Origin of the sequence: Arthrobacter sp. AFG20, assembly GCF_002892795.1 — a bacterium.
GTDB lineage: Bacteria > Actinomycetota > Actinomycetes > Actinomycetales > Micrococcaceae > Arthrobacter.
This window is the reverse complement of sequence record NZ_PJMC01000002.1, coordinates 246736-273384: the sequence shown is the minus strand read 5'-3', so window position 1 is coordinate 273384 and position 26649 is coordinate 246736. Positions and strand designations below refer to the sequence as shown.

Annotated in this window: 19 protein-coding genes and 1 pseudogene; 10 read left to right on the top strand and 10 right to left on the bottom strand. The window is 58.6% G+C overall.

Features of this window, described 5'->3' with window-relative positions; genetic code table 11:
• The first annotated feature begins 9 nt into the window (after positions 1 to 9).
• The 6 genes from CXZ05_RS03170 to CXZ05_RS03145 all read left to right on the top strand — a co-directional run bounded on the left by CXZ05_RS03170 (position 10) and on the right by CXZ05_RS03145 (position 6328).
• On the top strand, positions 10 to 1635 hold the full coding sequence (locus CXZ05_RS03170) for a class I SAM-dependent methyltransferase (protein ID WP_102971163.1): 1626 nt from the start codon (positions 10 to 12) through the stop codon (positions 1633 to 1635).
• 830 nt (positions 1636 to 2465) lie between these two features.
• On the top strand, positions 2466 to 3560 hold the full coding sequence (locus tag CXZ05_RS03160; protein WP_102971161.1) for a hypothetical protein: 1095 nt from the start codon (positions 2466 to 2468) through the stop codon (positions 3558 to 3560).
• A gap of 19 nt (positions 3561 to 3579) precedes the next feature.
• Complete coding sequence (locus CXZ05_RS03155) at positions 3580 to 4221, top strand: HNH endonuclease (protein ID WP_102971160.1); 642 nt, start codon at positions 3580 to 3582, stop codon at positions 4219 to 4221.
• A gap of 605 nt (positions 4222 to 4826) precedes the next feature.
• Positions 4827 to 5108 carry a hypothetical protein gene (locus CXZ05_RS03150; RefSeq protein ID WP_146033042.1) on the top strand — a complete coding sequence of 94 codons (282 nt, stop codon included), beginning with the start codon at positions 4827 to 4829 and terminating at the stop codon, positions 5106 to 5108.
• A 148-nt stretch (positions 5109 to 5256) separates the two neighbouring features.
• Positions 5257 to 5400: a hypothetical protein gene (locus CXZ05_RS22960; protein ID WP_180987245.1), complete on the top strand. Its 144-nt coding sequence runs from the start codon at positions 5257 to 5259 to the stop codon at positions 5398 to 5400.
• A 106-nt stretch (positions 5401 to 5506) separates the two neighbouring features.
• Complete coding sequence (locus CXZ05_RS03145) at positions 5507 to 6328, top strand: hypothetical protein (RefSeq protein WP_102971158.1); 822 nt, start codon at positions 5507 to 5509, stop codon at positions 6326 to 6328.
• A 282-nt stretch (positions 6329 to 6610) separates the two neighbouring features.
• Here the strand turns inward: CXZ05_RS03145 and CXZ05_RS22745 are convergent, their stop codons facing one another.
• Positions 6611 to 6799, bottom strand: a complete 189-nt coding sequence (locus CXZ05_RS22745) for a hypothetical protein (RefSeq protein WP_146033041.1) — start codon at positions 6797 to 6799, stop codon at positions 6611 to 6613.
• 81 nt (positions 6800 to 6880) lie between these two features.
• Complete coding sequence (locus CXZ05_RS03135) at positions 6881 to 7543, bottom strand: hypothetical protein (RefSeq protein WP_102971156.1); 663 nt, start codon at positions 7541 to 7543, stop codon at positions 6881 to 6883.
• A gap of 100 nt (positions 7544 to 7643) precedes the next feature.
• Between CXZ05_RS03135 and CXZ05_RS03130 the strand changes: the two genes are divergently transcribed.
• The gene (locus CXZ05_RS03130) at positions 7644 to 9209 is read left to right on the top strand and encodes a competence protein CoiA (RefSeq protein ID WP_102971155.1); all 1566 of its coding nucleotides are present in this window, start codon (positions 7644 to 7646) and stop codon (positions 9207 to 9209) included.
• Positions 9210 to 10044: 835 nt separating this feature from the next.
• Here the strand turns inward: CXZ05_RS03130 and CXZ05_RS03125 are convergent.
• The 8 genes and pseudogenes from CXZ05_RS03125 to CXZ05_RS22735 form a co-directional block, all read right to left on the bottom strand.
• Positions 10045 to 10640, bottom strand: a pseudogene (locus CXZ05_RS03125) (recombinase family protein).
• A 330-nt stretch (positions 10641 to 10970) separates the two neighbouring features.
• Positions 10971 to 12017: an IS110 family transposase gene (locus CXZ05_RS03120; protein WP_258006419.1), complete on the bottom strand. Its 1047-nt coding sequence runs from the start codon at positions 12015 to 12017 to the stop codon at positions 10971 to 10973.
• Between the two features lie 244 nt (positions 12018 to 12261).
• Positions 12262 to 12642 (bottom strand): hypothetical protein, encoded by a 381-nt coding sequence (locus tag CXZ05_RS03115; RefSeq protein WP_180987259.1) that lies wholly within the window; start codon positions 12640 to 12642, stop codon positions 12262 to 12264.
• Entirely contained in the window at positions 12525 to 12785 is a 261-nt protein-coding gene (locus CXZ05_RS23645; protein WP_374754622.1) for an IS110 family transposase, read from the bottom strand. Before CXZ05_RS23645 ends, CXZ05_RS03115 begins: the two co-directional genes overlap by 118 nt.
• A gap of 498 nt (positions 12786 to 13283) precedes the next feature.
• Entirely contained in the window at positions 13284 to 14300 is a 1017-nt protein-coding gene (locus tag CXZ05_RS03105) for an adenine-specific methyltransferase EcoRI family protein (RefSeq protein WP_102971152.1), read from the bottom strand.
• 2 nt (positions 14301 to 14302) lie between these two features.
• Positions 14303 to 15142: an EcoRI family type II restriction endonuclease gene (locus tag CXZ05_RS03100; protein WP_102971151.1), complete on the bottom strand. Its 840-nt coding sequence runs from the start codon at positions 15140 to 15142 to the stop codon at positions 14303 to 14305.
• Between the two features lie 1102 nt (positions 15143 to 16244).
• Positions 16245 to 19400: a DUF3427 domain-containing protein gene (locus CXZ05_RS03085; protein ID WP_102971148.1), complete on the bottom strand. Its 3156-nt coding sequence runs from the start codon at positions 19398 to 19400 to the stop codon at positions 16245 to 16247.
• Positions 19401 to 19762: 362 nt separating this feature from the next.
• Positions 19763 to 21052, bottom strand: coding sequence for a PIN-like domain-containing protein (locus CXZ05_RS22735; protein ID WP_146033040.1), 1290 nt, complete (start codon positions 21050 to 21052; stop codon positions 19763 to 19765).
• 477 nt (positions 21053 to 21529) lie between these two features.
• Between CXZ05_RS22735 and CXZ05_RS03075 the strand changes: the two genes are divergently transcribed.
• The 3 genes from CXZ05_RS03075 to CXZ05_RS03065 all read left to right on the top strand — a co-directional run bounded on the left by CXZ05_RS03075 (position 21530) and on the right by CXZ05_RS03065 (position 26566).
• Positions 21530 to 23206: a nuclease-related domain-containing DEAD/DEAH box helicase gene (locus tag CXZ05_RS03075; RefSeq protein ID WP_102971146.1), complete on the top strand. Its 1677-nt coding sequence runs from the start codon at positions 21530 to 21532 to the stop codon at positions 23204 to 23206.
• Positions 23207 to 23295: 89 nt separating this feature from the next.
• On the top strand, positions 23296 to 25473 hold the full coding sequence (locus CXZ05_RS03070) for an McrB family protein (RefSeq protein WP_102971145.1): 2178 nt from the start codon (positions 23296 to 23298) through the stop codon (positions 25471 to 25473).
• Position 25474: 1 nt separating this feature from the next.
• Entirely contained in the window at positions 25475 to 26566 is a 1092-nt protein-coding gene (locus tag CXZ05_RS03065) for a 5-methylcytosine-specific restriction endonuclease system specificity protein McrC (RefSeq protein ID WP_102971144.1), read from the top strand.
• The last annotated feature ends 83 nt before the right edge of the window (positions 26567 to 26649 follow it).

The following is a 26649-nucleotide window of genomic DNA, read 5'->3' as shown; positions in this document are numbered from 1 at the left end:
AATTGAGGGATGTCCACTGTCTTCGCCGCCAAAGCTGCCCCTTCCGATGAGAAACTACGCGGTGGCTACTACACCCCTGAACCCATTGCTCGATTCGTGGCGGACTGGGTCGCAGACGCCGGCCCAAGGCTCCTCGAACCTTCATGCGGTGACGGCTCGATTTTGCAGTTCCTTGCGCCCCGCGGTGACGCCACCGGTATCGAATTGTTCCCGGAAGAAGCCGAAGCCGCCCGCGCACGAACGGGTGCGCCGGTAGAAGATGGTGACTTCTTCACCTGGTTCACTCCTGACCGCCATGGTCAATACGATGGTGTCGCCGGGAACCCTCCTTACATTCGGTTCGGGTCATGGGAAGAGCGCTACCGCGAGCCCGCGTTCGACCTGATGCGTGGCCAAGGTCTAGCACCCACTCGCCTGACAAACGCCTGGCTTCCCTTCGTCGTCGCCTCACTGGTCGCCGTCCGTGAAGGTGGACGAGTAGGACTTGTTATCCCCGCCGAACTCCTTCAAGTCGGCTACGCGGCGCAGCTCCGCGCATACCTGGTAGACAGCTGTAGCGAAATCACAGTGGTCGCCTTCAAGGAGCTCCTATTCCCCGGAATCCTCCAGGAAGTGGTCCTTCTCCTCGCGGTCAAGGGGCCCGGACCTGCTGCCATCCGTACGGTCGAAGTGCAGAACGGCGCTCATCTTGACGAAGTGACGCTCGACGGCGCGAGGACGCGCGCACCGTTGCACGAGACCGAGAAGTGGACCAAGTATTTCCTCACGAGCCTTCAGATCTCGGCACTGAGGGACCTGCGACAGGACAGCCGGCTCGCCCGCCTCGGCACCTTTGCGAAGATCAATGTCGGGGTAGTCACCGGTCGCAACTCGTTCTTCTGCATGACTGAGGCGGAAGCTAAGGAACGCGAGATCGAAGAGCACACGGTTAATCTTCTTTCGCGGTCTGCTCAGTTCACTGGCGTTGGCCTTACCGGGAACGACATGGCATTCCAGGCGATGACGGGGTCTAAGACTCGCCTTCTCGTGCTTGCAGCCGACCACGACGTCGAACAGGACCCTGCGCTCGAGCGCTATCTCAGGCTTGGGGAACTCGACGGCGTGCATGAGGGCTACAAGTGTCGCATCCGATCTTCTTGGTGGTCTGTTCCCTCCGTTTCCCAGCCCGCCGGATTCATGCTGAGGCAGGTGTCGACATATCTACGTCTGATAAGCAACGATGCCAACGCCACGAGTACAGACACCGTGCATAGGGTCTTCGTCCAGCCCGGCGTGGATATGCGAAAGCTCGCAGTTGCCGCGCTCAACTCAGCGACTCTTGCCATGTCTGAGGTCACGGGGCGTAGCTACGGAGGGGGGCTGCTAGAGGTTGAACCCACAGAAGCCGTTTCTCTTCCCGTTCCCGACCCCAGCATCGTGGATGACGCCTTAGTGAACGATGTCGACAAGCTGCTGAGGGCCGGCAAGATCAATAACGCCATCTCGATGGTTGACATGCGACTAATGGTTGAGACTGTCGGGTTTACAGAAGCGGAGATCTCCCTAGTGCGCGCCGCAGGTGATCGTCTTCGGGCACGCCGGCTCGGACGAGGACGAGGGGCAGCAAGTAATGCAGGGCAGCTACGGACGGCTTGATCTGTCGTGAGACGGTGGAAAGTATCTGACGCGCCGGACCGCCCGGGCTTGGAAGGCCGCAATCCTGCATGTCCCTCATCTCAAACAGAGGTGTTGGTTCGCTGCTAATCACGATCGACTGATCATGGCGTTTTGATACTGCTGCTGTAGGTCAAAAGAGACTCGTCCAACGGACGAATGTGGTCTTGCAGCTCGCGGCTGAAGAGCATGACGTCTGAATCATCGATAGGGACGAGGGCCCTACGGAGCAACTGACCCCAATTCTTTTGTCCGCGCAGCGCGTGGATCTGCGGAGCCAGCAGTCCTATATCCGGGCCGGTCCGGCAGGGCGCCAGTGTTTGAAGCTTGATCCGACAACCGCTCGCGAACGTACGACCCGCAATCTCCACTTGCGGGTCCAGCTGGCTAACCTCGCTCTGCACACTTGCTGTGCCGATGACTCTGGTTCGGTCCCGATTGGGACTGTGATAGGCGCCCCGCGTCGTCAGTAGGAAGAGTTCGTCCCCCGGTCTCAGTGCGGAGACCTCTCGTCGCGGTGTGGCTGGAAACGCCATCTGCTCATTCAGGAGCACCCAGAGGATTGCTTCACGCTCGTCCAAGACGAGCAAGTACGCCGTTCTCTTTCCCATGCCTCAATATTTCATACTGGTAGGCCGGAATGCATGGGGAAGCGGATGAACCAATGCCTCAATTGGGTCATCCCAACCGCAAGGATCCGTGCGTGCGTTGAGACGCAATCACCATGCCAAGGCCAGATGAGCTGTTATCCGTGGAAGTTGCCCTACGTGTGGGCGCCATCGTTTCCCGAAATTTCTCTTGTACTTTGAAACATGACCTTCGAGCAATGGCTACTCCTCGGTGTTCCTTTCCTAACGGGTGGACTGGCTTTGCTAGGAAGCTGGTACGGGTCGTGGCTGGGCAGAAAAACGGAGCATCAGCAATGGCTGAGGAATCAGAAGCAGACGGCCTACTCCGAGTTCCTCGGGGCATTTGACGCGCTGTACCTGGAGACAGGACTCCCAAAAGTTGATGACATATCTGTAAAATACATGGTGTTCGATCTGGTGTCGAAGCACGGGCGATTGTCGGTGGTCAGTCCAGATGACGTAACGCAGCTCAGTGCTCGTTTGACCGATGAGTCGTGGGAGATGGGGCAAGCAGCTCGTGGCGTTGGCCCCGATGCCGGGGAACGGTATCCTCTGCGGGAACGGGCGAAGGCTACGAAAAGGGAACTCGTTTTTGCGGTGCGGCGAGATTTGAGCGTGCGTTCTAGGCCTGGCCTTCGGGGACAGGGGGCGGCTGATCAATCGAATCGCATAGCGTCTCAGCAATGCTCCGGTATGAATGAATCCATGAAGAGATCCTGGGCGGACTTGGAGCCGAGAAGCATCGAGATGGCCATTCAGCTGTGGCACCAGCTTGGGAGTCAAGAGTTCATCGGCCGAACGAGGTTCGAGGAGTCTCACCGGTACGTGGTGATCGATCAAGGACAGCAGATTGCCAGCAAGCCGCTGCTAGCCATGGCATTCCAACTGCAATTTGCCTGCGGCAAAGACGGACCTCCCCGGCTTCGTGGCGGAGAACAAACACGCACCATACTCGATGGGCTGGGCTACGACTTGGTGGATACCCTCGGTGAAATAGCCCAAGACAAAGCCAGTCCCGTTAGGATCGCCATCAGTCCTAGCACGAAGTTCTGGTGGGCCAACCAATCTACGAACTTTGAGCCCGTGTACGACGACGGGACACTCTGGGCGCCTCTAAAGGACCGCCGCGGCCAGCAGGTTGACCATTGGCGTACGCTGGACAGCGTCCTTCCCGGCGACCTCGTATTTCACTATGACAGCCCGGAGATCCGGGGTCTGAGTCGGGTAGCAACCAAGCCGCAGCGTGCCTATCCTCCCGCGGTTATGACGATGTGCTGACGACACGAAGGGCACCCTCGTGCTCACCGAAACGGTGCAGAAGATACGGATTCCACGGAGCCAGGCCCTGGGCGTGCTCGACGGTGGCCAAGGTCCGGTGACGTCGAGCGGGACTCTGAGGAATGGCTATTTCTTTCCCTTGGATAGTGGCCACGCCCTACAGCTGTTGCGTATGGCAGGCATGCAAACGACCGACGCAGTGAGCGAAAACGAGGAACATGCGGAGCGGTTGGACGGGTATAGCGGCAGTGTAAGCGACAGACTAACCATCGCGTCGGTACGGGCCGAGCAGCGATTCTTACGAGGCCAGCAGCTTCTGTACAGGGGAAATACCTGCTCGCTCTGCGGGCTGTCCCTTCCGGACGAATTGTTCGTCGCGGCGCACATCAAGCCCCGTTGGGCTTGTTCAGAGAACGAACGCATGGATGCGCGAAATGTTGCCATGCTCGCATGTCTATTGGGTTGCGATGCTCTCTTTGAACTAGGCTACGTTGTCGTCAGCGAGCAGGGAATCATCGAACCCGGCAAACGCCGTTCCGAGCAGGTTGCGGACCGAATTCAACACGTCGTCGACCGGAAATGCCTGGCCCATGGCGAGGAGTCTCGCCAATATTTTGCATGGCACCGGGACTACCTCTACTCCACCGCCGACAGACAGTGACAGCGCGCGGGAACGCGCCATACCGCAGGGTCCGCGCGGCCTGCGGCATAACTTACGCCACCCCGGCTATGGTATTACGAGCAACAAACAGGAAGGCCGTGATGCACACAGATGCCGAACACCAGCCGCTCACTCCATTGGACGGTCAAACGTCTATCAATGATCACCTCAGCCCAACCCCGGCGACAATTCCGGTGGAACTTCGAGAACCAACTGACGCCGAGCTCGCCTCCTTTTTGGCAGCAGAGCGTCCCTAGCCTCGAGCACCTGCTTCTGCCCAGTTCCGGACGAATCCTCCGGATTACCGAGAATCCGCGCGAGTGAAGGGGGTGTTCGCCTGTTACGGAGACCGCGAAGGATATTGGCAACCAAAAAACGAATTGCCACTCATTTCAAGCCCCACAACCCCGTCATCGTTAGGATAGAGCAGCAGCGCACCCCGGGCTGCGTTCTGCTGACGTGAAGGTAAAACGATGGACCCGCGGCTCCTTATCGCAATCAGTGACGTACTTATCGACTCCGGCATCGAGGTTGCGATCCCAAGCGGCATCGCGGGTGCCAGGGCTGGATCTGCGGTCCGACAGTCGATACTTGACGGTGCGGCCATGAAGAACGCCAGCACTGGCACACCCATCCCTTTGCTCCGAGGTGTCGCAGCGGAGCACGCCACAATGGCTGCGGTTGCCGGCGGCTCGAAGGCGTCCGGTGGCGGCGGCATCGATGGCGGCATGCGGCTTCTGGATCAGAAATCGATGCAAGCTCAACTTCTGGTCTATGGGATCACGGCGGCCGCGATCGGCGCACAAATCGGCATACGGTATGCGGTTCTGGTTCGCCGCGATCGGAAGGCTGCACGCGAGGCCGCCTCCGGCAATGATGACAACTAGTCCTCTTGCCCTAACCACCCAATCGCTGTACCTCCGCCTCATGGCTGTGATGATCGTAGAAGTGTGAGGATCAAGGCCGCGGTCTTGTCAGCTTCACGGGCAGATGCCAGGACAGTTAGCGCAGAGCCTCCTCCCATAGGATATATGGGTGAAAGTGATCCTGACCGTAGGAGCCGACGATGGCCAGCTCAACTATGTCGACGCGGAAGGCGAGACATACGAGGAGGCAAAAGCGGTCGCCAAAGCAATGATTCCTGTGGGCGCCAAAGCGATCGCGATCCGCACCGTCTGAGGACCTGGGAGAACGCGCCAGAAATACTTCCGCCCGAATGTTCCGCCGCAGGCGCGACTCGGACGTCGTCCCACATCCGGCTTGGGTTCCTTGAAAGGGTGTCGGCATGAGCACTAGAAATAACTCCCATAAGCGCACTGACAGAACCATCCCCACCGAGAAGGATCCCGGGTACGCGATCTATCGCAACCTGGCACGCATGGTCAACCAGGCGCCCAAGCCGCAACCGCTGTGGATCGACAATGAGTGCGACGTGGAGCAGCGCCGGGCAGCCGCACCTGGGCTGGCCTGGGGCTGGCTCCAGCGCACGCTACGCAACGGCGAGGCTGCGATCAAACTTGAGAAGAGTGGCTACGGCAGCGAATGCGCACCCCTCCTTCGCTCTGCCCTCGAACACGCGATGCGCCTTGTCTGGGCGGACGCAGGAGGAGGGAAGTTTGTCGAGGTCGCCATGCTGGCCAAGAAGCACACCAGCAATAGGATGCTCGCGGCCCAGCATGACGGTTGGCGATTCGAGCGGGCTATCGCTGACCAGTTGCAGCAGTACGCGGATGCTCCTACCGATGCATTCAAAGGTCTGAATGACTTCACCCACCTGAAACATGCGATAGACAAGAGTCCAGAGGAGATAAAGGACCGGCTCAAGAGCATGTATCTCGCATGGCTCGCCTACACTGCAGCCAGCCACCCATCGATCGACTCCGCCGAGCCTTACATCGATAAGAAACCGGGCAGCAACTATATGGCCCTGCTCTCGGTAGCCCGGTCCCGACCGGCTGCCGACTGCGCGGCGGTGTCAATTCTGGCGCTCATTGGGGCCGCCTATGGATATTCGCGTGTGACCGGCTTGGAGGCACATTTCGCTCCGGCCCTACAGGGCATCTTGGAACACCACGCTGGATACTTCGCAGATCTGCCTCAGGGGTGAAAGATTCCCGGTTGGGAAGATTCGACACGTGGCCTTGGGGAGCGGAGGTCAAGCCGTTTGGACAGCTACAGAGGTTCGCCACAGCTCATGCAAGTGTCCTCCCCCTCTTCGTAAATGGCGCCGCAGCAGTACGTGGGGCCAGAGTAGTCGTTATAGCACTCTTCGCACTGGCCCTCCTGCATATCGTTCTCGTCAACGTCGCCACCACACGAATCACACGTCAGGGTCGTCTCCTCGTCTCCTGCATCTCCATCGCTGCTGACGGCGGATCCGCCAAATAAGCTAGTGAAAAAACCCACATTTCTCCTTCAAGGTTGTAGCGGCGCTCGCCCCGTTGGGGTTCTCGTTGCTCAGCAGAGCTTCCTTCCAGCCTTTTGGTGGCGGCCATGGCACGCCCCACGCAGCCAACTGTTCACGGCTATAACCGCCCTTGGCAGTCGTGCCGGCCTCGATGTCGTCTGCGGTGAGCATGTAATCACTTTAGTGAGCCACCGAGGGCTTCGGGTGCTATGACGTCGGCGGGCGCCGCCAAGCGCTACGGCGCTGTACTCACTACTTCGACGGGCTCTCGTGCAGCCATATTGCTCGGTCGAAGTCCCGGGGCTCAACCGTGAGCTTAGCGGCCGCCAGCTGGAGGATCTGCCGCGTTCGTGCGGGAGTAAGTCTTTCTTCATCGCCAAGAACTCGTACAAGGTAGCGTTGCACCATTACGTCCGGTTTTGTTTCTGTGCTGACTCCTGCATTCATGATCAGGTATGACCAGGCAAGCGGGCCGAAGCCTTTGACTGAAATCCATGCCGCCTTTGCGGAGGTACTTCCCTTGGCCGCGGCGGTTCGGAGGTGCTCGGTGCTCGTTACTGCGGTGTCCAGGGCTGCGAGCCGGGACAGCCCCTCGTAAATGCCCTCAGGTCGCAAACGGTTTGTACCGGGGAGCTTGCTTTCGTTGCCCAGGATCTCACGGGCAAAATCTGCAGGGCCGCCTGCGCTATCCATGGCCTCCATCAGGTCTAGGCCATTGTCTGTGTCTGCCGTTGGTCGAAGCGCACGGTACCGGGCAAGTGCTTTCGTCGCTGCGGCTGAGCTGGCCCGCAGGGAGTAGGCCGAGTTCAGGGCGCAAAGGGCAAGAGAGTCCCGAAACTCCACAGGTGGGCGCCATTCGGAAGGATCGCCGAGATCTGCAGCGATGGCCTTCACGAGCAGTTCCAATTCAGTCATGCCCGGATCATATCTGCCCCAGGATCCGCCACGTACACGGGTCCCGGTTTTCGCCCTTCCGCGCAGTATATTTACGGCCAAGCAAAATGCGGAGCTAAAAATGGGGGCTTTTGTGCAGCTGGTTGCGTACTTGAAGGGTGAGCGGATAGACGCCACGGAGATGGCCCATGATCCTTGGCGGGCCTTGGTACATCATCCGCTGTACGAAACCCTTGCTTTGCAGGAGTGCGGACTACGGGCAAGCAGGGTCACACGCCGAGGACGTCAGTTCTTCAAGCACTATCCCGACGTCGAATGCCCCGTGAACCACAAGTCTGAATCAGAGCAGCACCTGGTGATGAAGCGCGCGCTAAAAGACCGGATTAACCCGACCCCCGGTTGGCGCGCTGAAGTCGAGCATGCACGTCCCGACCGGGCCTGGATTGCCGATGTAATGGCCTTCCACACGAGCGGCCGGAAACTCGCGTTCGAGGTGCAACTGTCGGCGCAGAGCGAAGAAGAGTACGTCCTCCGATCACAGCGCTACCTGGACGACGGCATCGCACCGGTGTGGATTGTCCCCGGAGGCCTGGACTGGTTTCGTGTGAAGCTACCGATGATCGTGACAGGTTTCGGTAAGCGTAGCGACCTGCCCGAAGACCCGGCGGTGCTCATGCAAGCGGTGAAATATCAACCCGTCGTGCGGAATGTGGAGCGCGTCGGTCTAGTCGTGGACCAGATTCTGCACCCGTCGTTCCGCTGGGCACCTGGCACACCAAAACAGCAGGAAGAAAAACTCACTCAGGAGGAAGCCAAACGATCGAAGAATGCAGCGGCTGCGCAATTGCAGGCGGCCGCTGCTTTAGAAGCTAAACGGGCAGCCGACGAAGAGGCCGTCCGCAAGAACGCGGAGCGGGATGCGTTGTTCTTGGAGCGGGCCGAAGCGCCCGATATCTATGAAACCCCTGCCGTCGCTGCCGGAATGAACATCTGGGCGAGCGTTGTCCATTGCGTTGGCTTTGGTCATCCAATGCTCATTTGGCGGCTGGTTGAACCGCCGGCCCGAATCAACATCCGCCCCTACAGGCCAGGGCCAGAGAATTTCCAACACGTACGCGTACATGTGACCGCGTGGCTGGAGGCGCATAACAGTGGTCTGGCGGAGGCAAAGATAGTTCCCCTCCAGGGCACCCAAAAACGACAAGGGTTCTCTTGCCCAGAATGCAAGGAAGTCATCCAAGGCCGGTGGGTGGCGGCGCTTCCGCACACCAAATGGTCACTCATAGCGGCAGGCACTCCCAGCCGTTCGGGCCGGACGCTCCCTCCTTGGGAGGTGCTTCGCCGCAAGCAGGCAGAGCAGCTACGCGCGGGCAGGAAAAAGTCTCCTGCTGCGCACCATCAGCGGACATACCAAGAGGCGGACCCGGGCTTTATTGGCCCGAAACCTAAACCATTCTGGATATCGGAAGCCCGTAACGCGGAAGAGATCGCAGAGCGACAGGCCGCTAAGGACGCACGCGCAGCGCGCATGCACGCGATTAGGGACAACCCGCGATACCTCGCAAGCCCCAACGGGTTCCGTTTCCAATGCACCGACTGCGGAGGAATGTTCGAAGACGATAACGAAGGCATCCATGCAGACGGGGGCTGCCTCAATTCTGGCGTAAGGGGCGCCGGCTGGCGGTAGAGATTGAAGCGCTCCGCTGCTCACCCCGCAGGATTGTCCTGCCGGCCGTATTTCCGAGCCGGACCAGCCATCGCTCTATCGGTGTTTGGTCCTTCTTCCAGTCTGTTCCATTCCGTGTCCAGCCCCTGACTGCTGCTTCCAGGTCGCGCCAAGCTTCCCTGAGTTTCGCCAAGGCCTCCGGATACCTCTCACATTGCCATTACCGGCTCAAGCCGGTTGAGCGGCACGGCATTCCACAACGTTCGGGTGTTCCGGTTCCTAGGACCGGGACAGCATATGAACGCCCCCTCTTCTTTCAGTCCGAGGTAGGCAGAGACCGTGCCCAGGAGAAGCGAGGCCGCAATCAAAAGGGCAAGGAGCCATTGGAGACGCGGCAAGTGCTAACCACGCGCAGGCAAGACGGCGCAACTCTCCAACGTTGAAGGTGGGGCCACGAATAACCGTCCCTACTGCCCCGCGAGTCATGGGCGGTCCTGGTTCAAACCGTCACACCGATCCTGAATCACACTGCCATAGTCGCCACGGCCTCTGTACCCCACGGCAGTGAGGATTGGACGTATCGTCACCCTGTCCAGTGGTCGTTAGTAGAAGGAATATGACAATGAGTTCAGGAGATGTCCGCGTGGATAGGATGCTCGCGCGGGTAAGGAAGCTTGAGGGTTGGCCCATCGAGAACATTCTGGCTGCGGCCAGGGAAGAACAGAGGCGATTAGGTTCCCGCTGGGAGAGCAAACTCTAAGGATGTGGGCTCAAGCCGTTCACCACGGTGAGAGATTTTCGTTCACTGTGCGGTGCAAGATGCACAACGCACCATTTGGTCGCCGGGCGTGCGGTGCTAAACGGCTCCCTGTTGGTCAGTAAGGACTCGTGATCGTCTGTAGAAGGTCGCCCGGGACATTCCCAGGTCCCTAGCAACCTGGGCCGCCGGCTCTCCACTTTTAACCAGCCGGACAGCATTCTGAATCTGGCTGTCAGTGACCCGGCGGGGCCGACCTCCAAGGCCCAGGCCAGCCTCTCGCCGCTTGTTGATGGAGTCGGTGACGCGTTCGCGCTTGATCTCGTGTTCCACCTGCGCAAGGGCGGCCATGATCGTGAACAACATAGAGCCCACCGGGGTTGCTGTGTCGACGTCGCCCCGCCTAAGTTCAGGCCGCGCAGGCCGGCGCCGCTGCTGCGGAGCTCGTCGGAGAAGGCAAGCATGTTTTGACTGGATCGCCCGAGCCGATCCAAAGTCGTGATGACGAGGGTGTCACCCTCCATGAGTGCGTCGAATGCTTGATCGAATTGTGGTCGCGACGCACGCGCTCCGGAGACACCTTGGTCGACGTAGAGGTCATCACGTCGAACGCCGGCGGCGAGTAGACCCGCCCGCTGCCGGTCCGTGGACTGCTGCCGCGTCGAATCCCGTGCATAGTCAATAAGTTTCGACATGACTGCCTCCGATGTGTCTAGTCCGAAAATGAGGTGAGGTGCGTTCTTCGGTGCGCAGGGGTATGCGGGAGGCGTGGGAAGGCCCCCGGTAGAACAGGGTATTGGGGGTTACGCGGCGGGGGTTAGTGTGACGGTGTAGCCGAGGGCTTCGAGTTGGCGGATGTGAGTGCGTTTCCTGGCGTTGGGGTTGGTGCGCCGTTGGTAGTAGTCGGCTCCGAGGTCATGGAACCGGGCTTCGGGATCCTGCAGGAGGTGCCAGATGATGACGAGGATGGAACGCCCGACGGCGACGATGGCCCGTGCTTTTCCCCTCCGCCTGGCCAGCCGCCGCTAGCGTTCGCCTAGGAAAGTCTGGGTCCTTCCAACGATGACGGCAGCCTCGCCCAGGACCCGGGCGAGATACCGGTTGCCGTGCCCGCTCGAGCCGTTGCCCTTGGTCTTACCCGCTGAGGAGCTGATGCCCGGGGAGAACTTTGCCCAGGAACACAGATGCCCCGCGGCCAGGAACCGTGACATGTCGACCCCGATTTCGGCGATGACGATGGCGGCGGCGACGGGGCCGATGCCCGGGATCTCATCCAGGCGTTCCGCCGCCGACGCGAAAGGGGCCAGTTGCGCCTCGATCTGTTCATCAACCGCGGCGATATCGACGTCGATCCCGTCGATCCTTGCCAGCATCCGTGCCAGCAGGAATCTGTGATGATCATCAAAACGGCCTGTGAAGGCTTCCTCGAGTTGGGTGATCTTGTTCCGCATCACCGACCGTGCCAGCTGGGCGAGCACTTTGGGGTCATGTTCGCCGGCTACCAGTGCCGCCATCATCTCCCGTCCGGAGACCCCGAAGATGTCGGAGGCGACAACAGAAAGCTTGATGCAGGCATCCTCCAAGAGCTTTTCGACCCGGTTCTTCTCTGCTGTCCGTGTCCCGACCAGATCAATCCGGTAGCGGGTCAAATCCCGCACCCGGCGGACGGGGGCCGGCGGGACGAAGCTGGGACGGAGCATCTGACGTTCGGCGACCTTGCACAACCATACGGAATCGAGCACATCCGTCTTCGGTCTCCCGGGCAGATGCCTGACGTCGCGGGCGTTGACCAGCCACGGCTCCAGCCCATGGGCCTCCAGGAGGTAAAACACCGGCTTCCAGTAATCACTGGTCGCCTCCATCACCACCCGCTCAATGCCCAGATCGACCAGACGGTTCGCGAGGTCCCCCAACGAACGGGTCATGGTCGAATGCGTGGACACCTCCTGCAACCGTTTCTTCCGGTTCCCCTCCGCGGGGAGCCGCACGCAGCACACGAGTTCGGCCTTGCCGATGTCCAGTGCCGCGACCCTGGCGATAATTTCTTCCTCATCCTGGGATTCGGCCAGCATGCTTCACGTCATCTCCTCACCAAAACGCACCGCTGACTACATGCGCGGCCGCCCGAGGGAATCACCAGGGAGAACAGAATCTAGTCCTCGTCCTATGCAACAGAAACAGTGAAGGGCCCACAGCGTGACCCCCTGCGCCCGGCTACTAGACGGCCTCAACGAACCATAGAAACACGGCGTTGGCAGGCGACCACACGGGCATTTTCAGCCCGGAACGGGCGCCCCACAAGGGGCATAAAGGCTACTAAGAAAACGAAGGTGAGCTCCCTGCGGAAAGCGGGATGAGGTTGGGCTCGAATCCGAGCACGACCATTCGGCGTTGGAGGCGTTTCCTGGCGCGTTCGGGGTTCGTTTTGGCGTAATGAGCGATGCCGAGTTCGTCGTAGGCGACTCCGTCGTGGAGCATGTTCCAGACAATGACGAGCAGCGTGTATTGGAGTGCGACTACAGCACGCAGGGCGCCGGCATGGGACTGAATGCGACGGTATTTTTTCACGGCGAGGTAGGTCATTTTTGATCGGGACACGGCCAGGGTCGCGATTCCCAGTGCGGCTTTGAGGTAGTGGTCGCCGGGTCGGGTTTGGGTGGACTTGATCCGTCCAGCGACTCGTTTTGGCTCGGACATACTCCCGCCCACGAGGCCAGATGGCCCGCAGTGTCAAAGACGTTCATGTCCACGCCGGCTTCGGCGATGATGACGTTAGCGACATTCTTCGAAATCCCAGGGACGGTCATCAGCAGCTCCCGGGCTAAAGAAAAAGGTTCCATCACCATGTCGATGCGGCTGTCGAGGGCCGCAAGGGTCGCCTCGATCTAATCGATGCGGTTCAGATGCAGCTGCACCACGAATGCGTGGTGGCGGTAGGGGTCCACTTTGTCAGTGCCTCCTGTCTCGACGGCCTCCTCACCAGGTCAATTGACTGGCTCCGCGGATACAGCGAAAGCAGCGCAGATCTGACAGAAAACACGAAGAAGACCGCATTACTTCGCTCGACATTCGCCCTGTCCCCGGCCGCCCGCTTCAGCCTCACGAGATTCCCGTCATCACTGTTCAGGCCGCCGGCACTGGGCCCACTTGTCAATCTCACAAAGGGCAAGCGGGTAGATCGATTGCTCGGCATTGCATAGAGTCCTGAACCGGCAACGCTTCCTGAGGAAGCATTGCCTCCAATTACCCTGTGACGACCTCAGTCTCCTCACTCACCAAGATTGCCGAGGGCCAAGTCAAGTCGTTATTGTTCAGGTGGGTTCCAACGCGAGGAGCTCTTACCACAACCTGGTCTGCCAGCCTTGCGATTCAAGAAGTTCTACCGTCGCCTTTTTCGGGTCCGGGTTTTCACTCTTTTTTCTGATGATAATTCTGAAGAACGGACACTTACCACCTACCGATAAATCTTTCCCATCGTCGCCCTTTCTGAATTTGATTATTTCAAACTGATCAGGGTTATGCTTGTGAAGAAAAGTGATCGGAACACCCATATATCCGGTGTAATCGGCGGGGATGTCCTTTGTCTTGTTGACATTAATTCCGTCGAAATTATCATATCGAGGGTATGCTGCTTCATTTCCGTGATACGATTTGGTGAGCTCTAATTCATTATGCCTTTTCTGGTAGTCTAGGTTCGTTAGCCACAAACAATTATTCGGCGACACGATTCGGTTGCCATTGCTATCAATTCGCGCCTCGGTCCCATACAGCTCATAATTCTCTGGAACGATGAACCCGGAAATTCCCCTTCCGAGATGGACGCCCAGCCATGCTTTTTCGGCTTGGACGAGGTTGAAGACTTCTTTATAGGTGATTGCGTTGACGTTTCCAATTACCAGGAACTGTTTGTCAAACTCAACCATCTGAGCAATAAATTCTCGGAACAAGGAGAAAGGAGGGTTGGTGACGACGATGTCTGCTTCCATGAGGAGTTCTATACTTTCCGGGCCACGAAAGTCGCCATCCCCCTCAAGACTGTGAATGTCGTTCGCTTCAAAACGAATTCTCTCTGCAGGTTTACCCGTGTACTCAAAAAAACTGCCAGACCCTCGTTCATCGTTAGCGTACCCAGTTGCTATTAACTTTTTGAGACCGAGTCTCTCAAAGTTCTCATAAAAGTATGCAAAGAAGTTACTAATAGTAGGATCATCGCAATTGCAGTAAACGACTTTGTCGATAAATTGAGAGGTATAGTGCTGTAACTCTTTCTCAATGTCCACCCGTTGCGTATAAAACTCATCGTTCTTGCTCTTCTTAGCTTTGTGTAGCAATGAATGCTGAACTACGCGCGCCACAATTAGATACCCTTTTCCGTCATCTGAGTAAATAGATCACTCGCAAGCACCTTGAGGGATGTTTTTGCTACATCTAACATGATGCTCATCATCTCGATGCTATCCCACGCCTCGCCATCTCCTTGAGAATAGATGGATGCAGCCTGAAGCGAGATCGCCTTCTCTTGGTATGTCACAAGCTTGTTCTCACACAGATTTGTGTTGATTGGCATTCCATAGTTCGCAGATGTCAACCTATCTAATCTATTGAGCATCCCTGAATTGTATTGCAAAACAACGTTCCGTCCATCAGGACGTGTTACGGTTACCGATTCGGTGAGAAAATTTGATCCTGCAAGGAAGAGCACATAGGGAAAATGCGACTCGGAGAGCATTAGATTGGCGATTTCAGAAATATTTTTATGTGATCGCTCAATGGCATTTCCAGCAGCCATAAGGTCTTGATTACTTTTCGTACCAACCAGCTTACCGGCACGAATGTTTTCAATATCCTTACCTTGATGCTTTGCTTCTGAGACAACAACAATCCGCCATGCACCATGGTCATCCTTGACCTCAATCAGCCCACCGTCAGGTCTGATGCTGGAGTTTGGTACAAAAAGGGTTTGGCCTAGCATGGCGTCGATTTTCTGCAACGCGGCATTGATTTCAGATTTTGTTACACTTACCCGATATCGGAATTGCAACATCGGGTACTCCACTTTCAACTGCTTAACAAGCAGCTGAGAAACTTCAGACACATTGAGATCGTGATTCTTTGCATATTCGCCAAAGATTCCTATAACACCCTTAGATAAGATGTGCTGATCTGTCAGTCTACTTGACTGATTCTTGTTTGCCATGGCCGTCCTATTTATGTTGCGTTGAATATGTGCTTCGTGCCACGGTGTTCGACAGGCATAGCGCTCCGAGCGCAACACGACTCCAGAGCACCCTGCGTAGTTTAGCCGTTTACCACCGCACATCTGGCCGCCTCGCCTCGCTGCCAGCATCCTCGCTCTCGGCCCTCACGGCCTGCGTTCGTGGACGACCTTCTGGTCATGGCCTGATACAAAATAGCCACGCGTGGTCAGCTCCCTCGTACGGCAGCATCTGCAATGGCAACCCTGAAACAGCTGACGTGATCGCAACGCTAGAACGGACCGGTGAGGGGCACTGTTCTATCGCTGACGTAACCCTTACTAGAAGGCATGAGTCAGTGGCATAAGGTGTTCCAGTGTCTGATCTGCGAGCCTCTGCCCTCTACGTGCCTGCGGAGACCATGGTCTCTGCAGAGCTGGATTCCCGCGCGTCCCTTACCCTGGGTCATGTGCTTAGCGGCATAGGTTCGGACTGTGATCCAGCGGTCCCCCTGGAGAACATACACGTCATCCGCCACACCTTTAAGCCGAGTGATCCCGATGCGCTGCGTGGGCCGGAGGATCTGACTCAGGAGAGAGTCCTCGCCTACACCAGCGAGCAAGACGTTCCGCCCCGATTCCCCGCAAATCCTCCCCGGTACTGTTTTCGACCATCGCTGACACGTGTCGAAACCGAACCCTGCGAGAGTATCTTCGGGTACTCGAAGAGGTGTCTTCCGACTGGGAGAATCACTTAATCTTCCAGCGCCCTGACACAATCGAGGGTAACTACAGGGACCGCACCCGGGAGGCTCGCAAGTCTGCCCACCACTATTTCCACCTCTTTTCTGAGTCGGAGAAGTGGCGATTGATGGACCCCTTGGACTACGACGGACCGCACGAACAACTAAAGCTTAACCATATCCACGAAGCCGTCCTGATTCTTCGGAGATATCTTGCTGCCCATCCGAACGACTGACCGGGTCCTGTCAAGAAGCATGCCCACGTCTCATTTTCGGCGTCCGGCCTCGCACAAATCCTGGAACCGCGGTCTGACCGGCGACCAGAGCTGGAGTGCCGCTTCAGATTCCCTCTCCTGCAGCCTTCATTGAGCCACCGCAGCCGCGGACGCGAACACGTCCCCCGGCATCGGCCGGTGCAGCTTCCAGGTGATAGCAATCGGCTTCTCCCCCGAGTGCTGGACATAATCCATTTGGCCCAGGGAGGTGTAGGGAACCGTTAAGCCGGTCTCGTCCTCGGCGGTGTCCCGGGTGAAAAGCAGGATGTGCGACTCGTGCTTCAGCCTGTCCAAGTACCGCTTACCTGTCGGGCTGCTGGGCGAGGTTGCGTTCTGCGACTCCCAGTGGAACAGCTCGGGGCTGATGGCGTAGTCCTTGTACATCGTCGTGGCGGAATGGTTCCTATCGTCCTTGCTGAGGGTCACAAAGAACGCATCTGTAGCCGTTGCCGGGCACCAGGCCACACCCTCCCGGTGCTGCACATTCTTGCCCAGCTCCAGGGAACCGTACTGAAGGGCTGCCAGTACCTCTTCCCGCCGGTACGTCGCGTGGGTGAGCAGCGGGATGTGCTGCAAGCCTGCGCCCAGGCTCTTGCCGGTATGCTTGGATGCTGCCACTCCCAGCTTCACCAGCTGGCGGATTTCGCTGCAAACAAACGGGTATCCGCGCAGATGGTCCAGGCCGGCGTCGTAGGCCTGAAAACCGCCGCCGTCATCCCACAGCGTGTAAAAGAGCATGCGGGCGAAGGTTTGCTCTCGCGGGCCAAGCTGCGCATAACTGGGCGCACCTGGGCTAACAAGCATGGAGTACGCCTCCGCGCGCTCTGGGTCGTCTACGTGAATCAGCCGCACCATGCGCGCAAGCAGCTTTTTCTCGGCGTCGTCCGAAAGAGCGTAGATTTTTCCGCTGAGGACTGTTTCGAGCGGTGAATATCCCTCGATCAGCCCGGCCTGGCGGAGGTAACCGGTCCAGGAGTCCTTCGTGGAACGATAGATGGACTTCAGCTCGCTGCCGGACTTCTCCAGGTAAGCTTCTAGCTCTGTTTCCCCGTACGAGGCAATGTCCCGCACCAGCTGAGCCCTGTTGAACCTGAGCTGCGCCTTAATGTTCTCGAGCACCACATCCTGCGCCACCCGGTCAAGCACGATCTGCGAGCCAGACGGTAGGAAGGGAAATTCGTCCTCAATGGCCTTCTCCAGCTCCTTGCGGCCGTAGCCGGTTAGGGCGCGAAACCTGAGGTCGAAACGGAACTCACGGCGCTGCTGTCCAATGAAGTCCAGCACCGTGAGCACGGCCTTGTCTCCGGCGCGACGAAGCCCCCGGCCCAGCTGTTGGAGGAAAATCGTGGCGCTTTGCGTGGGCCGGAGCAGCAGTATGGTGTCTACCTCGGGCAAATCCAGGCCCTCATTGAACAGGTCGACGGCGAAGATGCAGTTGATTTCGCGGGACCGCAGCCGTTGCAGCGCGAGGGCGCGTTCGGCGTCGTCGGTCTGCCCCGAAACCGCAACTGAGGATATACCGGCCCGGTTGAAGACCTCGGCCATATAGGCGGCGTGCTGCACGGAGACGCAGAAGCCGATAGCCCTCATATCACTCGTGCTGGTGACCTTGTCCCGGAGATCGCGAATCACCTTGCCGGCACGGGCCTCGTTGCCGGTGTAGAGGGCATCGAGCTGGCCGATGTCGTAGCTGCCGCGCTTCCACTCCAAGCGGCTGAGGTCAACGTCGTCCGAGACTCCGAAGTAGTGAAACGGGACCAGCAGATCGGCGTCGAGCGCGTCCCACAACCGGAGTTCGCTGGCCCGCCGACCCTCGAAAAACTGCTTGGCGACGTCCACCCCGTCGCCGCGTTCCGGTGTTGCCGTCAGGCCGAGGAGTTCCTTGGGCTTGAGGTGGTCTATGAGCCTCCGGTAGGTAGGCGCTTCGGCGTGGTGGAACTCGTCGATCACGACGACGTCAAAGTCGTCCGGCCTGATCTTGTCCATTCCCAGTGCAGCAAGGGACTGAACGCTTGCGAAGACGTGTCTCCAGTCCTTTGGCTTGTGCTCACCGACGAACAGCTCGCCAAAGGAACCCTTCTGCAGCACGTCGCGATAGGTCCGTAGGGACTGCTTGAGAATCTCCTGGCGGTGTGCCACGAAGAGCAGGTTCAGCTCTCGGCCGGCCGCTTCGCAGAGGCGTTTGTAGTCCAGGGCAGCGATGACTGTCTTACCGGTACCCGTGGCGGCCACGAGCAGATTGCGGTGGTATCCCTTGTCCCGCTCTGCTTCGAGATCCTCGAGCATCTCGACCTGGTGGAGGAAGGGCTCGACTTCCAAACCTGTTGCAGCGTCCGGAGGCCCGGTGAGTTTGCCGCCGTTACGGGCAAGGGCGGCGTCCAGCTTGCCCGCGTCCCGTTGGGGGTCGTAACTGTGGAATGCGCGCTGTTCCCAGTAGCTGTCGAAGGTGACCTCGAACTTCTTTAGCAGGTCCGGTGTGGCTACCGAGCTGAGGCGGACGTTCCACTCAAGGCCGTCGAGGAGCGCAGCGCTGCTGAGGTTGGAGCTGCCGACGTAAGCCGTGTGGAAGCCGGAGTTGCGTCGGAACAGCCAGGCCTTGGCGTGGAGACGCGTTGAATGTATCTCGTAGCTGATCTTCACCTCGGCGCCGTAGCGCTGTACCAGGTGGTCAATGGCCCGGCGCTCCGTTGCTCCCATATATGTTGTGGTGATGACTCGCAGCCTGACGCCGCGATCCCTTAGCTGCTCGAGGGCGGGTTCGAGAAGCCGAAGGCCGGTCCAGCGGATGAAGGCACAGAGGAGGTCGACGGTGTCGGCTGACTCGATCTCGGTGCGGAGTTCGGCGGCAAGGTTGGGGTCATCCTTGCTGTTGGTGAGGAGGGCGGAGTCGGACAGCTTAGTGGTGGGCCGGCGAAGCTGCCTGCGCTTTAGCGTGTCAGGGCGGTGGAGAGCGTGGAGTTGGGTGGGACCTGGACTGATGCGGTTAGTGGTCTTCAGTTCCTGCAGGAGGCGGTTAGCTAGACCGACTCTATCTGCCGGTTTGGCTGCGGTGAGAGCGTCGCGGACGGCATTGGCGACGTGGCGGGAGAGCATGTCGGGGGCGTCGTGTTCGGCTATCTCTGCGAAGATTGGCTGCAAATGTTGTTCGTCGTGTAGCAAATTGCCGAGAGCTTCCGTGCTGAGAAGTTCGTACAAGCCCTCGCGCAGCTTCTCCGCGGACTCTCCCCCAATGAACCTAGCCATTGCGCCAGGTTATTTTGTCCAGGCAAGAAAGGCCAGCCGGCTTCGTGTTGAACGGGAGTTACTGGACAAAAGCAGAGTGTTATCACGCAGTAACCTCCGGGACTTGAGCATCGATGGTTCACTGGCCGCCATGAGTACGTCCAAGGTCCTTCGATGTCCCCAGAAAGTGCCCACACCTTGGGACCCTGCACAGCCTCGGTCGACCTCGGTTCATTGAAGTCGCGGGCACCACTGCTCGTCTCAAATTGCAGAAAGGAACACTCACAGGGTCTCCGTACCTGGGCGATCAGTTTGACGGACCTTTTAGGGTAACCGCAGAAGTTCGGGAGAAATTGGCCCCGGGGAATGACGCGATCGCGCTTTTACGTATTAGTGTCCTTCATCGGTGACAGGCCGTCAGTGGGGGTTACGCGGGACTCCAAGATCTCCACAACTTCAGCGGGTATCCCGAAATGTGAAGACTTCACACCTGTTTCGTAGACGGCTCGCAGCAATGAGGCAACCCCCTCTGGGACCAGCCCCAAAGCTTGGAGCTCATTAGTAACACGCCGAACCGGCCGCGTAAAACCTCTAAGCATCTGTTCGTCGCTGCGCCCATCTATTTCGTAAACACGCTCGCGGGTGATTTTCCCGCCGTGATCCGCGGCCTCGCGGATGACGAAGGCTTGAACGTGTCCTTGTCTTTCGAGCTCGTCAAGGACGGCATGGACGGACTCAGGCGTCCACGGGGTCGCTTCTGTGGGCTCATTCTTGACTCGTTCGATGTCCTGCACAGATTCGCTTCGGGTATCAATACCGAGTGAGTCTGAGAGGCTAAGAAGGTCAGCTGGTTCAAGGAGAAACACTTGATGGCCACTGGCAGCCGAGTATTCCTCCACTAGCTCCCTTCGTGGTCCGAGAGGCCGAGAGCCATTTGGCTGATTCCACCAGTCCTCTTTGGTATCGGACGTAACCAAAATCAATGGCTTTTTCTGAGCCTCCCCTTCACGTAGAAGTTCAAACCACACTAGGTAGTCGCCTGATGCGCCTTCAGGAAGGTCCGATTCGAGTTTGTCTACGTCCATGTACCCTGGGGGAACCATCTTCTCGACCCGGCGTTCACCTTCAGCAACGCATTTTTCCCAGTCATCGGGAGTGAGAGGGGTGCCAACACGGCCCTCGAGAAGTTCGGCGATTCGTACGAGAAGTCGATCATCGTCTGTCGGTGTCGCAACACTTACTCGAGTCGGCTTGCCGTCACCAATCCGGTCCTTGATGTCGACAAAGAACTGGTCGACGAGACTCAGTATTTCGTTTCTGACGGCCGGATCGGCAGCGACGTTTTTCGCCCAGCGTCTTATCGCATCAGCTGTTGATGTGTGATTCTTAGTCAATGCAGATTGGGTGTCCTTGATGGCACTAGTCGGATTTCCCAATACGCCCTGCCTGTTGCGCCAAAATTCTCGAACAACTTGGTGAGGCACAAAAAGCCTGTCGTCGGTTGTACCTAGTACACGCAGAAGGTCTTCGACGGTAGTTTCAGCGTAGCGATAAAGATTCAAGAGAACGTTGGTGTCAACGGCTACGATGCCATTCTTGAGTGCCTCACGAAGGTCTCTCTCGGCTGGCACACGGTAGGCTTCAAACCCGTCAAAAAGACCATTTCTGAGCATTTTCCCCCCAATTGAACAAACGCCGATACGGCTTGCAACTTACCACGGCGAGGCACCGCACCGCTTCGGGTCTACTCGAGGTGCCCCTTCCGCCTTTGAAGCCGCGCGTGATCGGGGCGCCACGACCGGCAAGCCCAGGATCACAACAGTCCTGGGCAACGAGGGGGAGCCGTTGAGGAACTGGTGGCCGTCTGATCGTCACCGGTACATCAGACTGATTGCGGTCTCGGGTCTGGAGCCTGGCGCTCGGCCGACACCGTGGAGGCGTTGATTGCCGGCCAGCCCACTGCGACCCCTGGAAGACCTGCGCCGGGTCCTGCCTGGGGCGCGGCCGAACCCTCTGTTCATGGAGTTCCTCAGCAAAGCTGAAGCATGTACGCACCGTTCACGCTTGTTGTCCGCCAATGAGTGATCTGCACCATAAGATGATCAAAATATTCCGCGGCGCGGTAGCCGCCATAGGGCATGGGGGCAGCGGTGAGATGCATTCCGGAGAAGCCGGAGTTCGGTGACGGCCAATCGGCCGAACGGGTTGCGTGGGAAGCTCTCCGGAGAAGCCTGCCGGACGACTGTGTCCTGGCCCATTCCGTCCAGGTCCGGGATGGGCGGGCTGAGCACGAGATCGACCTGCTGGTGCTGTGGCCCGGCGTCGGCGTGGCCGCCATCGAAGTCAAGGGCGGAAAGGTCGGCGTCGAAAATGGGCAGTGGTACCAGTCCGATAGGGTCGGCAGGCACAAGATCCAGAGCCCGGTAGCGCAGTCCCAGAATTCGCAGCATGCGTTCAAGACCTGGCTCGAAGGCCGGCTCGGTTCCAAGCTCAGCAGCCGCTTCGCATACCTCGTGAGCCTTCCCTACACGGACGTCCCGAGGGACTGGGAGATGGCCGGATGCCCCCGTTCGCTGATCCTGGACCAAACCGACATGAAGTCACCGGCGGACCTGATACGGCATGCCATCGAAAACGAAGGCGGCGGCGCCTGCGCGCTGGCGCCCGCCTTCGTGGAGCGTATCTGCCGGCACCTCAGCGGGGACCTGAACAAGGACTCCGACGGGCTGCCGGATCCGCAGGAAGCCGAGGACGCGCAGGACCACCTTACGGAGCGGCAGGCCGTGCTGTTGCAGGCCACCCGGTCGCTCAGGCGCGTGCGGTTCACTGGCGGTGCGGGCAGCGGCAAGACCTGGCTCGCCCTGGAAAAGTCCAGGCTGCTCTGCCGGCAGGGCAAACGCGTGGGACTTTTCTGCTACAACAAGGGCCTCGGCCAGTACCTCCAGCGGCAGGTATCCGGCTGGCGGCAGAACCAGCCCGTCTTCACCGGCGAATTTCACGAATACGTCCGCGGGCTGGGCGTGGAGGACGGTTCCGGACAGGACTACTTCGACGTCGAGATGCCGCGCATGCTCAAGGAGCTGGGAGCCGGGCTTGGGCCGCACGAGCGGCTGGACGCCGTCGTCATCGATGAGGCCCAGGACTTTGCCCCACTGTGGTGGGAAGCCCTGCTCGCCTGCACCACAGACCCCGGGAACAGTGAAGTCTACGCCTTCATGGATGACCGCCAGGACGTCTACAAGAGGTGGGGCGGCACGACGGCGGACCTCACCTCAGGCCCGACGGCCACCTTTGTTCCCATTCACATCGATGAGAATCTGCGCAACACCCGGAAGATCGCCGAGACGTTCAAGTCGTTCGCCGGCGAGCATTTCACGCCCCGCGGCGGGACCGGCCTGCCCGTCCGGAGGGTCGAATGCCTTACCGATGACGCCCTCGGTGCCGCCGACGGCTGCATCGACGCGCTGATGGACGAGGGCTGGGCCAACAGCCAGATCGCCCTCCTGACCACCAAGTCGAGGCATCCCGTGCACCAGGAGCGCTTCGACAACGGCTCCATCGCCGAATACTGGCTCGACTTCCATGCAAACAACGATGTGTTCTACGGCCACGTGCTGGGATTCAAGGGGCTGGAGCGCTCTGTTGTGGTGCTGTGCGTCAATGGCTTCAAGGACCCGGAACGCGCGGCGGAGCAGCTGTACGTCGGCCTGTCCCGGGCGCGGAGTTTGTTGGTAGTGGTCGGCGAGAGCGCACTGCTGGAAGAAGCCGGCGGCCGGGAGCTGAAGTTGGCGCTGTCGAAGGCGGAGGCGTGGGTGCCATCGACTTGAACACGAGTGGCCCACAAGGTCCGTGGGCGGTGATCTAATAATCCTTGGCCTCGGTTTGGGGCATATGTGACCACAGGAGTTCAGCGGATATGTCATCAGAAGAGGTCGTCCTCCCGACGCAATACTGGTTCGTCGGGGCCTTTTACGCGGATAAGGAACCCCAGGACCAAACCCAAAGATTCTTCACCGAAGGTATCTGGGAGAATGGGTTCGAGGACCGTCACCTGGAGACCGTGAAATCCATGCGGCCCGGTGATCGAATTGCGATCAAATCGAGCTACGTACGAAAGCACGGCGTCCCCTTCGATACCCGGGGACACATGGTTTCGACCATGGTCATCAAGGCGACGGGACGGATCACTCGGAACCACGGAGATGGCCGAAGGGTCGACGTTGACTGGAACCCTGTTCGGGAGCCTCGAGAGTGGTACTTTTACACCGGACGGGCGACTATTTGGAAGGTGCTCCCCGGCGACTGGATGCCTGACGCCCTAATTCAGTTTGCTTTCGACGGCGAGCAGCAGGACATCGACAGATTCCGCAATGTCGCGGCGTGGGCCAAACGATTCGGTGACGAGGACCCGGCGCCCCAAGAGAACTTTGCTTGGACAACCTTTTATGAGGAACTGGCTACAGCACTTCTTTCATATAGGGATCGACGCGATGAGCTTTTATCAGCTCTGAATGACCTCCAGGCAAGCCACGACGTTCTCGGGTATCTAACCGATAAGGACGAGAACGGTGAGTACCTGCCATTGGACGACATCTGTCCGTTCACTATCTTCGGCACCTTTAACCGCGGCATCACTAACGCGAAGCGCACTGCTTTGGCCGCTGACTGGGCCAAGGTCCTCGGCGTGACGACGCCGGCGCCAACGGGTTTTCAATCGATTCCGCTGCTGAACAATCAGAACTCATGGTTCTTCTCTTACAAACCCGAACGGAGCGAAGGCGACATTGATGCTCTGTGGGATGTCTTCGAAGCGGCACTGGCTCTTGCCGACTCAAACGAGGATGTTTCGAGAATGAGGTTCGCGAAAGCCTATGACCCGGCAAGGCGCATCCATGGCGTAGGCGGGAAACTCAGCATGGGCCTCTTCTGGGCCCGCCCTTGGAACTTTCTGCCGCTCGACGGGCAGTCTCGGAGCTATTTGAAAACAGTCCTCATGCTGGACGGCAACCTGTTCCAGGCCAACGGCAGCCAGTACTTGAGCATTCTCGACACTTTGATTTCCAAGTTCGATGATCCTGAGTATCCCGTGCATTCTTTTCCGGAGCTCTCTTGGAATGCGTTCCTTGATCCCGCCGCACCCATCGAGCCAACGGACAACGCTGATGAGACAACGACTGAACTTGCCCCGGCATTTTCGTTAAAGCCGTACTCGATTGCGGATATTGTCGCCGACGGCTGCTTCGTCCCTCATTCCGAGCTCAACGACATCATCAACCGCTGGCGGTCGAAGAAGAACATTATCCTCCAAGGTCCTCCGGGTACAGGAAAGACTTGGCTCGCTAGACGCCTCGCCTACGCGCTGATTGGCAGCAACGACCTCAAATCAGCCATCCGTGCGGTTCAATTCCACCCGAACATGTCATACGAAGACTTTGTACGCGGATGGCGGCCCGGATCTGACGGCAAACTGAGACTCGTCGATGGACCCTTCCTGGAAATGGTCGACCGTGCGAACGCGGCACCAGACGTGCCACATGTAGTTCTCGTGGAAGAGATTAACCGAGGAAACCCCGTCCAAGTTTTCGGCGAACTACTGACGCTCATCGAGGCAGGCAAGCGGTCACCACGGGAAGCCCTTCATCTCGCATATACGCGCGATTCTGACGATACGGTTCACGTTCCCAGTAACCTGTACATAATCGGCACCATGAACCTGGCCGACCGTTCTCTGGCCATTATGGATTTGGCGTTCCGCCGCCGGTTCGGGTTTATTCCGCTCTCTCCGTCCCTCAACCAACATTGGATTGATTGGATGAGCAGCAAGCACGACGTCGACATTGCTCAACTCGAAGCGGTTCGGGATCGTTTCGAGGCTTTGAATGCCTCTATCGAGAACGACTCGACGCTGGGGCCCGAATTCATGCTTGGGCACAGCTTTGTTACGCCACCCGCAGACGAGCGTGTGGATTCCTACTTTGATTGGTTCCAAGTTGTTGTGGAAACAGAGATAGCGCCGACACTTAAAGAGTATTGGTTTGATGCACCGACCAAGGTCGATGAAGAAGTGCAGCGGCTTGTGGACGGCTTGATCTGACGTGGGATCAGACGACTTTGTTTTCGTCTCCGGAAAAGCGCACATACCGATTCGAAACCTGTGGCTGCTCATGCTCTATGCCTCGGAGTTCTACAAGGCGGGGGCGGAGTCGTTTGATGGCATCGAGAACTGTCCTGACCAGTTGCCGGATCTCCTCGCTAAAATCCTTGTGGCCAGCGTCGGGGACCGACTGAAGCAGCCATTGACAACCGAGTTCACCGCCACCAAGGGCGACTTACGGCGGGTCCGCGGCCGGATTGACGTCCTTCGGACAGAATCTCATCAACTACTCAACCGCGGTCAAGTTGCCTGCAGGTACGAGGAACTCACGGTGGATACGCCAAGAAATCGTTTGGTTCGGTCTGCCCTATCGGCTTTAGCACCGCTCGTGTCTTCCAAAGAACTAGGTCACGGCTGCCGGGCCCAAGCTCACCGCCTGGCGAGCCTCGGAGTTTCCTCAGTTTTTTCGCGAAAGCCACAAACCCCCCCCTTCCGGTTCAGTCGGAATGATTCGCATGACAGGGCAGTCATACTCGCGGCGCAGCTTGCGCTGCAGTTCAGACTGCCCAGCCACGAGCGCGGCGGGGGGATCAGGCGCTCTGGTCTCACGGACCACGAATTCCGGTCCCTATTCGAACGCGCTGTCGGAGGCTTCTATTTGGCAACCATTAGGCAACTGGGCTGGCAGGTTCATCCGGGGCGGCAGATTTCGTGGAACGCCAGCGCATCAACTCCCGGCCTGGGTGCGCTGCTCCCCAAGATGAAGACAGACATCTATCTTGAGAATTGCTCGTCGAACAGGCGAATAATCCTGGATACGAAATTCACAGCTTCATTGGCTCATCGCCAATACGGCGGGGAATCCTTGAAAAGTGGTCATCTGTATCAGATTTACACATACGTACGCACCCAAGAGGCGCCTTCCGATCCGCTCTCGTGGTCTGCCGAGGGCCTGCTGCTGTACCCAGCAGTCGACCGTATGCTCCGCGAGAGCTTTCATACGGGAGGCCACCGTTTCACCGTGGCAACCGTGGACCTGCGAAGAACCGCGAGCGAAATTCGGCAGCAGTTACTCGACGTCATTGAGCTCTAGGAACGTCACCGCCGGCGCGATGCAGGCACCTGGCCTCTTTCGCCGCTTGCGCAGTGGGCGAGACCGCTGATGAACCAATCCGG